The organism is Sphingobacterium sp. UBA6317 (genome assembly GCF_002440385.1).
GTDB lineage: Bacteria > Bacteroidota > Bacteroidia > Sphingobacteriales > Sphingobacteriaceae > Sphingobacterium > Sphingobacterium multivorum.
Genome location: NZ_DJTD01000069.1, coordinates 99,854 through 112,959, shown reverse-complemented (window position 1 = coordinate 112,959; position 13,106 = coordinate 99,854). Strand labels below are relative to the sequence as shown.

General features: G+C 38.5%; 13 protein-coding genes. 5 read left to right on the top strand and 8 right to left on the bottom strand.

What is annotated here, in order from left to right:
* Positions 1–67 precede the first annotated feature (67 nt).
* From B3E92_RS23950 to B3E92_RS23940, 3 genes are all read left to right on the top strand, one after another.
* Positions 68–2,521, top strand: a complete 2,454-nt coding sequence (locus tag B3E92_RS23950; protein WP_070562735.1) for a PIG-L family deacetylase — start codon at positions 68–70, stop codon at positions 2,519–2,521.
* Positions 2,522–2,528: 7 nt separating this feature from the next.
* Positions 2,529–2,738 (top strand): hypothetical protein, encoded by a 210-nt coding sequence (locus B3E92_RS23945; RefSeq protein ID WP_070562731.1) that lies wholly within the window; start codon positions 2,529–2,531, stop codon positions 2,736–2,738.
* A 94-nt stretch (positions 2,739–2,832) separates the two neighbouring features.
* Complete coding sequence (locus B3E92_RS23940) at positions 2,833–4,548, top strand: sodium:solute symporter (RefSeq protein WP_070562729.1); 1,716 nt, start codon at positions 2,833–2,835, stop codon at positions 4,546–4,548.
* A 109-nt stretch (positions 4,549–4,657) separates the two neighbouring features.
* Here B3E92_RS23940 and B3E92_RS23935 read toward each other — a convergent pair whose 3' ends face one another.
* From B3E92_RS23935 to B3E92_RS23900, 8 genes are all read right to left on the bottom strand, one after another.
* Positions 4,658–5,512, bottom strand: a complete 855-nt coding sequence (locus tag B3E92_RS23935) for an N-acetylmuramoyl-L-alanine amidase (RefSeq protein ID WP_286768109.1) — start codon at positions 5,510–5,512, stop codon at positions 4,658–4,660.
* An 11-nt stretch (positions 5,513–5,523) separates the two neighbouring features.
* A complete protein-coding gene (locus B3E92_RS23930; RefSeq protein WP_070562723.1) occupies positions 5,524–6,561 on the bottom strand; it encodes a DUF3078 domain-containing protein in 1,038 nt (345 codons plus the stop codon).
* Positions 6,562–6,583: 22 nt separating this feature from the next.
* Positions 6,584–7,345 (bottom strand): hypothetical protein, encoded by a 762-nt coding sequence (locus tag B3E92_RS23925; protein WP_070562720.1) that lies wholly within the window; start codon positions 7,343–7,345, stop codon positions 6,584–6,586.
* Between the two features lie 61 nt (positions 7,346–7,406).
* Positions 7,407–8,240, bottom strand: a complete 834-nt coding sequence (locus B3E92_RS23920) for a glucosaminidase domain-containing protein (protein WP_070562717.1) — start codon at positions 8,238–8,240, stop codon at positions 7,407–7,409.
* Between the two features lie 15 nt (positions 8,241–8,255).
* Positions 8,256–8,780, bottom strand: a complete 525-nt coding sequence (locus B3E92_RS23915; RefSeq protein ID WP_046673195.1) for a glucosaminidase domain-containing protein — start codon at positions 8,778–8,780, stop codon at positions 8,256–8,258.
* Between the two features lie 22 nt (positions 8,781–8,802).
* Positions 8,803–9,438, bottom strand: coding sequence for an O-methyltransferase (locus B3E92_RS23910; RefSeq protein ID WP_070562845.1), 636 nt, complete (start codon positions 9,436–9,438; stop codon positions 8,803–8,805).
* A 240-nt stretch (positions 9,439–9,678) separates the two neighbouring features.
* Positions 9,679–10,308: a GTP cyclohydrolase I FolE gene (gene folE / locus B3E92_RS23905; RefSeq protein WP_046673193.1), complete on the bottom strand. Its 630-nt coding sequence runs from the start codon at positions 10,306–10,308 to the stop codon at positions 9,679–9,681.
* A gap of 28 nt (positions 10,309–10,336) precedes the next feature.
* Positions 10,337–10,750, bottom strand: a complete 414-nt coding sequence (locus tag B3E92_RS23900) for a 6-pyruvoyl trahydropterin synthase family protein (RefSeq protein WP_070562714.1) — start codon at positions 10,748–10,750, stop codon at positions 10,337–10,339.
* 585 nt (positions 10,751–11,335) lie between these two features.
* On the opposite strand from B3E92_RS23900, the gene mqnB reads away from it, so the two are divergent.
* Together mqnB and B3E92_RS23890 are read left to right on the top strand one after the other, a co-directional pair.
* A complete protein-coding gene (mqnB, locus tag B3E92_RS23895) occupies positions 11,336–11,977 on the top strand; it encodes a futalosine hydrolase (protein WP_286898502.1) in 642 nt (213 codons plus the stop codon).
* A 123-nt stretch (positions 11,978–12,100) separates the two neighbouring features.
* Positions 12,101–13,087 carry a pyruvate dehydrogenase complex E1 component subunit beta gene (locus B3E92_RS23890; RefSeq protein ID WP_046673190.1) on the top strand — a complete coding sequence of 329 codons (987 nt, stop codon included), beginning with the start codon at positions 12,101–12,103 and terminating at the stop codon, positions 13,085–13,087.
* Positions 13,088–13,106 lie beyond the last annotated feature (19 nt).

The window sequence follows — 13,106 nt, the reverse complement described above, 5'->3', positions numbered from 1 at the left end:
AAAAAGACACGCAATAAAATTACAATCTCCAACAATCCGTTGTTCATCAAAATTTTTATCTTTAAACATGCGAAGACCTTTTCTCTCTGTTATCATTATTTTGGCTGGCATCTTGTCAACTTCAATCGTTAAAGCACAGAATCCACAGTGGAACGCTGCTGAAATTAAACTTCATCTAGAAAAACTGAACGTGCTGGGGTCGGTACTCTATTTTGCAGCACATCCCGATGATGAAAATACCCGGCTAATAGCTTGGCTAGCGCAGGAAAAAAAATATAAAACAGGCTATTTATCCCTAACTCGAGGTGATGGGGGACAAAACCTTATCGGAACAGAACAAGGTATTGAACTTGGATTGATTCGAACGCAGGAATTACTGGCAGCTCGAAAAATCGATAAAGGTGAGCAATTTTTTTCATCAGCATACGATTTTGGATTCTCGAAGACTCCAGAGGAAACTTTCGAATTCTGGGATAAACAGCGTGTTCTCCGCGAAGCCGTATGGATTATCCGCAAATTTAGGCCCGATGTCATCATCACGCGTTTTCCTCCCGATTCAAGGGGTGGCCATGGTCATCATCAAGCCTCGGCCATTCTAGCACATGAAGCCTTTAAAGCTGCTGCTGATCCGAATATATTCCCAGAGCAACTTCAATTTGTACGCCCCTGGAAAGCTAAACGCTTGCTTTGGAATACAGCTAACTTCGGAGGTCAAAACAATACACGTGAAGATCAGTTAAAAATAGATATCGGGGATTACAATTCTCTTCTAGGAGCCTCTTATGGAGAAATTGCCGCACACAGCCGTTCATCACACAAAAGCCAAGGCTTTGGTTCGGCAAGCCAACGTGGCTCTTCAATCGAATACTTTGAGTATGTAGACGGTGCACCTGCAAAAAATACACTCTTGGATGGAGTTGACACCTCATGGAAAAGAATTCAAAACGGCAGTAAAGTTGAGTCCTTAATTGACCACATCAATCAAACATATCAAATTGATAAACCCGAATTGATCATTGCTGAATTGATCCAACTGTACAAAGCACTGGATCAAATTGATGATGAATACTGGAAAACTGAAAAGAAAAAAGAGGTTGAAAAACTAATTCTTGCCTGTGGTGGAATTTGGTTCGAAAGTATCGCTAAAAATCCATCCTATGCCTTGGAAGATCAGATCAAAGTAGAACATTCCATTATTGTTCGGCGTCCAAATGTAACCGTTGAGCTGACCCAAATAAATGGAAATAGCATTCATGAAACACTAAAAATAAACAAGCTACAAAGAGACTCGGTTCTTATACATGCCGACAGGACGACACAACCATACTGGTTGATTGATCCACATGGAAAAGGCAAATTTAATGTCAGTGATTTTAACCTGACAGGCTATCCAGAAAACCCCTATGCTCCAGAGGTATCATTTCAACTCCGGATCAATGGTGAAAATATCACACTCAATCAACCCATAAAATATAAATATACCGATCCTGTTCGTGGCGAAATCTATGACCCCATTGTGATCGTCCCACAGTTGACGGCAAAAAGTTCCAGCCCTTTGGCACTTACACAAAATGCCCACACTGTCAAAGTGAATCTGACTTTTCAGAAAAACGGACAAGCAAACACAACCACATTTAACGTCAGACCGCATGTACCTAAAGGCTGGGAAGTTTCACCGGCATCTTTTGACCTATCTTTTGACAAAGGCGAGCGTACAATTTCCAGAGAGATCAGCATAAAACCATCAGATGCTTCTAAATCTTCCATTGATACCCTTGGGTTCCTCTTGGCAGACAAAGAACGTTTAAAGGAGATAAAATCCATCGACTACAATCATATACCTAATATTGTTTATTTTCCAGATGTCGCTATAAAAATGAGCAATATCAACCTGGTCAACGACGTAAAGAGCGTGGCATACATCCATGGGGCAGGGGATCTAATTCCTGAATCATTGACGGCCATTGGTATAAAAGTCGATGTGTTAAGTAACGAACAAGCTTTAAAAACAGATCTTTCTAGCTATGACGCGGTAATTCTTGGTGTCCGAATATTCAACGTTAACAAACAAATTGTTCCGCTCCAAAACAAACTACTCGCGTATGTCAACATGGGCGGAACAGTTTTAGCGCAATACAATGTAAACAATGGACTGATCTCAAAAAACTTTGGTCCTTTTCCTTTTAGCGTCGGAAGAAGCCGGGTAACAGATGAACTTGCGACAGTACACTTCGATAAAAATGATCCGATTTTCAATTACCCGAACAAGATCAGCGAAGCTGACTTCGAACACTGGGTACAGGAGCGGGGGTTATATTTTGCAGAAGATATTGATAAAAAGTACCGCACTCCGATCAGCATGCAAGATCCCGGTGAACCCTTGCACAACGGCTCACTACTCATTGCTCAATATGGAAAAGGTAAATTTGTTTATACATCTTTATCTTTTTTCAGACAATTGCCTGCAGGAATTCCCGGAGCTTATAGATTATTCGTAAATTTGTTATCAAAATCAAAATAATATAATAATGGAAAATCAGATTGACAACAGCTGCACAACAATTGATGCTGGCAAAGCAAAAGGAATCATTCTTTTAGTTGCTGTAGTATTTGGTGCATTAATTGGATTCACTGCAAACGAGACATTTCTAAGCATCTTCGGTGGTGCTATTGTCGGATTGATTATCGCTGCTATTTTTAATAGTGTTATCTATCCACAGAAGCCTTCAGATAGATAAAAAATATGAATAGCTGGAAGCGTTTCTACTGGTTAGTCGTTATCTGGCTATTTTTATTCATCCTTTTTCTGTACATTTTCACGAACCACTATTCATGAGTACAGCAGATTGGATTGTTTTATTTCTGACACTCTTATTTATTGTCATATATGGCATTTATAAGAGTAGGGGTATAAAAAATATTGATGGATATCTTCTAGGTAATCGTTCTTTACCCTGGTATCATGTCGGATTATCAGTAATGGCGACGCAAGCGAGCGCCATTACTTTCTTATCTGCCCCCGGACTAGCCTATTCTTCTGGAATGAGTTTTGTCCAATTCTACTTTGGTCTTCCGTTGGCCATGATTGTGCTCTGCATTACATTTGTCCCTATTTTTCATAAGCTAAAAGTATTTACAGCCTACGAATTTCTAGAAAAACGTTTTGACGTCAAAACCAGAGGACTCACTGCTATTCTTTTTTTGATACAGCGGGGGATATCAACAGGTATTACCATCTTTGCACCCGCTTTAATTATATCGACCATTCTTCATATTGATCTTACCTGGACCACATTGGCCATAGGGATTTTTGTTGTTATCTATACGACCTATGGAGGAACCAAAGCCGTATCTCATACGCAGTTGCTTCAAATGAGCATTATCTTTGGATCATTACTCGTAGCAGGCATATTAGTTATCCATCTCCTGCCAGAGTCAATTGGATTATCAAAAGCACTTCATATTGCAGGAAAATCAGGAAAAACCAACGCGTTGGATTTTACTTTTGACCTCAATAATAACTATACGCTTTGGACAGGACTAATCGGAGGTTTTTTCCTACAGCTTTCCTACTTCGGGACCGACCAAAGTCAAGTAGGCCGTTATTTGACAGGGGCTTCGATCAAGGAAAGTCGCATAGGGTTGATTATGAATGGTCTACTGAAAATCCCCATGCAATTTGCGATCCTGTTGATTGGAGTTCTGGTATTTACCTATTATCAATTCCATCAGCCACCCATTTTTTTCAATCAAGTCGAGATCAAGAAGCTTAAAGAAAGCAAATATGCTCCTGATTACCAGATTCTCGAACAAAAGCATAGCGAGCTGTTTAAAACACGTGAATCTGTTGTTCAGCAGCTTAATACAGCATTGGATCACGACGATGAAAAAAGAATTGCTGATCATCGATCCTCACTCGGTCAACTTAATGCAAAAATGCAAGCGGTAAAAGAAGGGACTTTGGACTTAATCAAAAAAAACAACCCAACAGCGGAAACGAATGACAATAATTATGTCTTTCTTTCTTTTGTGACGAGCGTCTTCCCAAAGGGCCTAATTGGGCTACTCATAGCGGTCATTTTTCTCGCATCCATGGGGTCTACAGCAAGTGCTATCAACTCATTGGCTTCAACAACGACCATTGATATCTACAAAAGATTTATTAATCCTACCTCATCTGAAAAACAAGAACTTTTGTGGTCGCGTTTATTTACGTTGATCTGGGGTACATTTACTGTTATTGTTGCTTTGTATGCGAACAGATTGGGTAATCTCCTCGAAGCGGTCAATATCCTGGGCTCACTATTCTATGGTACTATCCTAGGGATCTTTATCGTCGCCTTCTACATGAAGAAAATTCAAGGCAAAGCTGTTTTTCTTGCAGCCATTCTTTCCGAAATTATCGTGATAGCGGTATGGACGATAAATAAAATTCCTTTTCTCTGGCTAAATCTTATTGGCTGCCTAGCTGTCATGTTAATCGCCTATATCGTACAACTGGGGACGAAAGTACCTCGTCCCATGGAGGACAATAGTGATCTTAAATAAAACCTTCATGACTTCACAGACACCAACAGCAATGAAAGCGAGCTGAAGGTTCTTTTTGGCCAATAAGATCATACTTTCAGAAAAAATAAAAAAGCCTGATTGCTCAGGCTCAGTATTTTTTATAGATATTGTACAATACACTCTTATCGTATATGGTCAATTCGGGGGTTGTATCTCGAACGACAAACTTTCGTTTAAAGGCAACGATAGCGGCTTTTAGATTGGATGTATCATAACCAATAATTTTAAGCGCATCTATCGCATTAAAGCTATCAGGAGGGGCCACAAGCTGTCCTTCATCATACCATATTCCAAAACCCCGTTCTGCAAGCTTTTTCCACGGGAAAAAAACGCTTGGATCATTCTTGCGTGATGGAGCGATATCAGCATGGCCAATAAAATTATTTGCTGGAATTAAATAACGCGATTTCAAGGTATCAAGCACAGTCATCAATGAATTAATTTGTGCCTCAGGAAAAGGCTCCCTACCATTATTATCCAATTCTATACCTATAGAACAGGAGTTCATGTCGACAATAGAACCCCATTTTGCCATCCCCGCATGCCAAGACCGAACATAATCGTTCAACATTTGTATAATCTCCCCATTCCGGCCAATGACATAATGTGAACTCACTTTAGTTCTTGGAATCTGAAAGGTTTTGATCGTCTGCCCAATACTATCTTGTGCTGTATGATGAATAATGACATAGTTAGGTTTACGAACATCATAATGTATGGCTTCCTCTTGGCGCCAATAAGGATGGTTTCCAGATTTCTGTAAAAAAACAACCTTTCTTTCCTCAGGTGTCAATAAATTGGTATCTGGCTTAGCTTCGACTTTCTCTTCCACAACCAATGCAGAAGCAAATGACGCAACTAGCGGTTTTGCAACCACCGGCTGTATCTTCGACTTGCAGCTTGCCAAAGACAGCAATGAACAAAGCAATATCCCTATTGACACAGACCTAAACATTATTTTGGTAAACTATAGACTATACCCAATGCCAGCGACTGGCTCAACTGTACTCTTGAAATAACATCTGGATCATAGATCATAATACCATTTAAGTTCACATTGATGACTCTCGTGACTTTTGCCGTTACAGTTACATCCAGACGGTGTGTAGGATTGGAAAGTTTCTCGTAATCAGCAAAAAGGTTATAACGAGCCTTTACATTCAGTTTATCTGTGAAGTTTTTGTCTAGGTTACCCGTTAGCTGGAATGCCAGTGCATTGGCAAAAGTGCGGTCTTCCTTTACACCAAATCGTTCACCAGTACCCGCACTTGGATTGTTAGGATCTCTATAATAGCCATATTTCTCAAAGAAACCTTCTCCAGAACGAGGCTTAACACGCTCATCCAAGATAAAAGTCTGGCGTGCAGTACCTGTACCGAAACGTAGGGAAAATTCGTTACTAGGCTTATACTCAAGACCGAAAGATTCTGTCAGATAAGCTGGTGCCATAAACGCATTCTCAATATAGTCTATTGTATCTCTGCCGTTAACCGTTTTATACTTATAACCCGCATCAAATTGCGACTCAAATGTCACCGACGTAAACAATGCCCAATTGGCAGACAATTTATAAGAAAGCTTATTATCCCAAAATATACGGTCATTATTCTTCTTCGCAATATTATTGGTATTCTTTATCTTTCCATAACGTAAATCAACTTCGGTCACAAAATTGAAATTGTCCTTCGTATAATCCGATTTATGATTCGCATTCAATCCTACAGCAATAGAACCAACACCGCCACCTTTCCAATTATCATTAAATGACGCCTGATTTAAATTGATCCCAAATTTTGTCCAATGTTTCCAATAGTCTACCTCTAAGTTTAGTTTTGGAACTATAGGACGAATCGTTTTAATATTTAATGGTTGCTCTTTCTGTACAGAAATTGCGGTATCTGGCTTAGCGCGAAGATCTTTCAGATCCTGTGCTTTTAAGCTGGTAATAGAAAGGCAAAGCAGAGCCATGCCGACAAAATTGAATAACTTCATTCTGAAAACGTCTATTTTTTGTTTACGGTACTAATTTATAATTAATTGTTGGAAAAGGCTCAATAAAATATTGCGAAGGGTTCAATTGATACTGTGAATAACAATCCTTGATATAATTCGCCAGTTCATAATCACTCGCTGAGAGAACAAAGAAATAGGAGGGTCTAAATATCCTTCTAAATCGTTCTGCTTCATCGCTATTTAGTCCAGTAATCTTGCTGATAAGCTCTTTCGAAAATTTATAATCGATCACATTTTCCTTATAGTCATTTTCAATGGTTTTAGTTAGTCGACGTGCTCTTTTGGCCTCCTTGCTAAATAAACTATAGATTGAATTGATGCTTAATCCAGCACCATTTTGACCAACAGAAAATACGTCACCATAACCCGCAAGACGATACGCTTTCTCGTAATCCTCCTTTGCTTTTTTCAGAATTTCTTCTGGCGTCTTGCGTGCAAAAACCTGAACTTCATCAATATAAAACGATTCACGTACCAAATGAAATAGCAACAATCCACGCTTATCCACCTGAAGAGTATCTGAAAAATAGCCTTTACATAGCGCAACAATATGATCTCCTAGCTGTGCATTAAAGACAAATTCTCCTTTAATAGTATTATAATTGACCTCCCCGGTACGCAAGTTCGCCAGCTTCACATTTCCAATACGTTGTTTGGTATTTTTATCAAAAACAATACCCTCGACTTTTTTATCTTGGCAAAAAAGTGAAGAAGTAAAGCCAACAAGGGCAATAAGTAGAAAAATATATCGCTGTAGTATCACTTTCGTAAAACTACTATATCGCTGTACAAAAGCGAAATATTTAACATCTTTTAAAGCGTAACTATTTAGATATAACCAATAGCTGACCTAAAGATAGGGCATCATCGGTAAGACCGTTTAGGGATTTGATCTGATCAACGGATACATTGTACAGCTTACTGAGCGAATATAACGTATCCTGCGCTTTAACCTCATGAATACGCATAGCTACCGGGCTCTTGATTTCTTCTGTCTTTACGACGGTAGGAGGGGTTTCTTGTACATTCTGTACGATCTCGACCTGAACAGTCTCTTCACGTACAACCTTTTCACGTGGCGATTCACCGCGATCGTATTGATCAAGATGATATCTTTCGATCATTTCGATCAGCAATTCAGGATAACGCGGATTGGTGGCGTATCCAGCCGCTTTCAAGCCTTTGGCCCAGCCTTTATAGTCGTTCTTATCCAACTTAAAGAGTGCCGCATATCGCGGTCGTAACAGAAACTCTGAGTGATCCCGAAAAGATTGTTCGGGATTTTCATAAACCCGAAAACAGTCATTGATATTATCATCGGGACGAGTCACGGATTTTCCTTTCCAAACTCCGCCACATTTAATACCGAAATGATTATTAGCCTCACGCGCAAGATAACTGTTACCATTACCGGATTCCAGTAAAGCCTGAGCAAGTTTAATGCTCGCAGGAATACCATATTTATTCATTTCTGCAACGGCCACATCTTTGTAATGAGCAATATAGTCGTTGCCAGCCATGGTAGGTCGCCCCACAGAAGAGGATGAAGAAGTTTTTGAATTGGAGCCAGATTTAGTGGAGGAAATTGTGCCTCTCCGGCTTGAACATGATGTAATCAACATCATGAATACAAACATGCCATAAAAAAACTTCTTCATGCAATACTATCGCGCTTATTTTTTTGTTGACGAGAATCTATTTTGCTTAGCATCATTATCAAACATATCCAAATGATATTGTCTAATAGTAGCGAGTACTTTTGCTGTCCAACCTTTACTCGTAGAGTAGCCCGAACGAGCAATCGCTTTTACCCAAGCTTCGTATTTTTCACCGGGATGTTTTTCAAAAAGACTCTGAGTAGTCTTTTTTCTTTTTACTATTCCTACAAAATCATCATACGAGTCCATTACAGACCGATAACCTTTGTAAGCTGACCGAATAACGGTACTGTTGTTTTTTCCTTTGACACCAAAATGGTTATTCAAATTTTTTGCTACCCTGCTACCACCATTTCCGCTTTCATGCATAGCGATGGCTAAGATAACCGATGCTGGAACACCATGTTCCTCCATCATTTCTTTTGCTATTGGACTGTACTTATCGACATATGCCGCATTACTTTGAGCTGAAACTTTTGTTAATCCAAAAGTTCCCAAAGCTAGTAACAGTACAAAGCTTTTTAATTGTTTTAAATTCATGAAGAATGTTTTAGTTCACAAATTACTTCTTGCGCAAGGCAAAAAGTCCGTCTCGAATCGGTAATATTACCTTTTCTACGCGCTTGTCCTGAGCTAAACGTGCATTCAAATCAATGATCTGCTTTGTTTGGTTGTCTGGTTTTGAATCTAACACCTTACCTTTCCATAAGACATTGTCAATCAAAATAAGTCCCCCAGACGGAACTTGATTTATTATCGTTTCGAAATAATATAAATTTCTCTTTTTGTCCGCGTCGATAAATACCAAATCAAATGTTTCATCTAATGTAGGTAGTATTACCGCTGCATCTCCAATATGATATTTGATTTTATCAGCAAATGCCGATTCATCAAAATAACCTTGGACGCGTTCTTGTTGCTCTGCATTGATATCGATAGTATGCAATATCCCATCTTCCTGCAGCCCTTCTGCGAGACACAACGTTGCGTATCCCGTAAACGTTCCTATTTCCAAAATACGTTTCGGAGCAACCACTTTACTCAATAAAGAAAGAACTCTTCCCTGGTAGTGCCCAGATAACATATGGGGCATTGTTTCCTTCAAATAAGTCTCCCGATTTACCCTTTTCAGTAACGAATTTTCCTCGTCTGTAGTATGTTCCAAATAGGACTCTAAATCGTCGGCAACAATTTCCATAACCACAAAGGTACCAAAAAACATTTTTATGATAAAAACTTTTTTTTACAAAAAACTGAATATCAATTAAATACAATTATCCTTTTGTAAAGAGCATTTTTCATAAATCGCCTCAGAAGCATAAAAAAGCAATATTGCCATTTTTTGATTTTCTATTTTGTTTTCAAATTCTATCAAAAAAAAAGCCCACTAAAAGAGGATATTTTAGCAGGCTTTTTTTATTAATAAACAACAAATATACTAAGCAAGATCAGCAGTGATCAAGCGTAAAAATTCGGATCTTGTGACATCATTTTGGAATGCGCCAGTAAATGCAGAGGTAGTCGTTACGGAATTCTGTTTTTGAACACCACGCATTGCCATACACATATGCTTGCATTCCATCACCACAGCTACTCCACGAGCGCCTAAAGTTTCTTGAATACAATCCCTGATCTCATTGGTGAGACGTTCCTGAACTTGCAGGCGACGCGCAAAAATATCAACGACACGTGGTATTTTGCTTAAACCGACAATATGGCCATTTGGAATATACGCGATATGGGCTTTACCAAAGAAAGGCAACATATGGTGCTCACAAAGAGAATATACTTCAATATCCTTAACGACAACCATTTGACTGTAGTCTTCCTCAAACATAGCACCGCGTAACACTTCCGCAGCATCGATATCATAGCCATGCGTCAAAAATTGCAATGCCTTTGCAACACGTTCTGGTGTTTTCACTAAACCTTCACGTTTTGGATCCTCCCCCAGACATTCCAATATATCTGTATAATGAGCAGCGATGCGATCTACCTTTTCAGTATTGTATTTGTCGATCTTAATATATCCATCCAACTCTTCGTTGTCAAATGAGTGTTGACTCATAGTTTCTACTATTTAAATGTATTAAAGATTAATCGCCAAAATATTCGACGTAATTATTTTCTGTTTCATGCAAACGGACACTATGCAAGATCACACCCTGTTCATCAAACAGCGGTTTTAAGATCTTAAATATTTCGATTGCTATATTCTCCGTAGAAGCCATGACTCCCTTCATAAAATCAACATCTAAATTGAAATTACGGTGATCGACTTTGTCAATGATACTACGATTGATTATTTCTTTCATGATCTTTAAATCGATCAAAAAACCAGTCTCCGGATTGACTTTTCCTTTAACTGTTACATAAAGATCATAATTATGTCCATGCCAATTTGGATTGGAGCAAAGACCAAATACCTGTTCATTCTGCTCTTTACTCCAGTCTTCACGATAGAGCTTGTGCGCAGCACAGAAACGTTCGCGACGAGTTATAAATACCATAATGATACAAAGATAAGGCATTAAGAGCAATTAAAACATCTCAATTTAAGGAATGAAGTCAGAATATAGTAATATAATGGAGTGCCTTCCGCCTTTTGTCATCACACAGGGATAAAAAGCTCCTTATTCTTAGCTGTAACATGATTTCGGGAATTAATTTGCTAAGACTTCGCAGTGAGTTTTTGTATGCACCCTGTTGACAAAAGTGTTGCCGGATAATGCGGATACTTTAGCATGATATTCTTTGTGTTTTAATTAGGTTTTACTTAGGTTTTAGTTAGGTTTTGTTTAGGTTTAGTATAGGTTTGACCTAAATTAAACCTAACTAAATTCTAAACTAAAGGTATATAAAAGCTAAACTAATATATAAGAAGGTCATAGCTGTTTCTGATTTCAATAGGCTAAAAATGGCACCGTTCGGACTCGATGATCAAAAATGATTTCGTAGCAACTAATCAGTTAACCTTATTATTATAATCAAGCTCAAATTTGTAAGCAGGACGAATTCCTAGCTCGCTATTTTTATGCTAAAAAAAGGTATGCCTGCAATATAATTTGTAATTTTCCATCAAAAACGAATTTATCATGCAAATATTAGTGATTGCGGCTACTTCATTTGAATTGCAGCCTTTTCTGGAAGTGGTATCAAATTACGATCAATGCGATACCCTAGTAACTGGTGTAGGCATGGTCGCCACAGGCTTTGAGCTGGGAAGAATGCTACACGAAAAAAAATATGATCTCCTTATTAATGTCGGGATAGGAGGATGTTTGGATCGTACTATTGAAATAGGCTCGGTTATTCAGGTCGTTTCAGAGTCATTTGTTGAACTAGGTGCGGAAGACGGTCATAATTTTATTCCAATAGATCAATTGGGCTATGGAAGGTCTACATTTACCTCGTCTTTACTGAATGACAAGGAGCTTAGGCTTCCTTTTCTAAAACATGGGGAAGGAATTACCGTAAACAAAGTCCATGGTAGCACAGAAAGTATCGAAAAAATTAAAAAACTGCATCCTAATAGCCTTGTTGAAAGTATGGAAGGAGCTGCGGTTTTCTATGCAGCCGATAAAATGACAATTCCCGTGATTGAGATTCGCGGCATTTCAAATTACGTGGAAAGAAGGAACCGTGCCACGTGGAACATTCCGTTAGCGATAATGAATAGTAATAAGGCACTTATAAAAACATTAGAATATCTGAACAACTTATATTCAAAAATTTAATACAAAAGTCATTTACTTATTAAAAAATGACATAAAACTATAGAATTAGCGGGTTCAAATCTTCAAAATATCAATTTTAAATAGTAGATTTGTAATCTAAAAATTGACACTATTTTACAACTGATGAGAGAAATACAATTCAGAGAAGCACTTCGTGAAGCAATGAACGAAGAAATGCGTAAAGACGACAAAATATTTTTATTAGGAGAAGAAGTTGCTGAGTATAACGGAGCTTACAAAGTAAGTCAGGGTATGCTTGATGAATTCGGTGCAAAGCGTATCATTGATACACCTATTGCGGAACTTGGTTTTGCTGGTATTGCTGTTGGTGCTGCAATGAATGGTTTGAAGCCAATTGTTGAATTCATGACATTCAACTTCTCACTTGTTGCAATTGACCAAGTAATCAATGCGGCAGCTAAAATTCACTCGATGAGTGGTGGACAGTTCTCTATTCCGATGGTCTTCCGTGGTCCTACAGGAAATGCGGGTCAGCTTGCAGCACAACACTCTCAAAACTTTGAGAACTGGTTTGCAAATACACCAGGTTTAAAAGTTGTGGTTCCTTCGAACCCATATGAAGCTAAAGGTTTATTGAAATCAGCTATTATCGATCCAGATCCTGTTATCTTCATGGAATCTGAGGTAATGTATGGTGATAAAGGACAAGTTCCTGAAGAAGAATATTACTTAGAAATCGGAAAAGCTAATATTATCCAAGAAGGTACAGATGTAACTGTTGTGTCTTTTGGTAAAATGCTTCCTCGCGTTGTCATTCCTGCAGTTGAAGAATTGAAAAAAGAAGGTATCAGCGTTGAATTGATTGACTTGCGTTCGGTACGTCCTATCGATTACCCTACAATCATCGCGTCTGTTAAGAAAACAAACCGTTTGGTAATCGTGGAAGAAGCATGGCCACTAGCGTCTATTTCTACCGACTTAGCATTCAATGTACAACGTAATGCATTTGATTACTTAGATGCCCCAGTTATCCGCGTAAATTGTGCAGATGTACCTCTTCCTTATGCTCCAACATTGATCGAAGCTGCTTTACCTAGCGTTGAGAAAGTTGTTAAAGCTGTGAAAGAAGTATCTTATATCAAGAAGTAATACGAATTACATCCTTAAA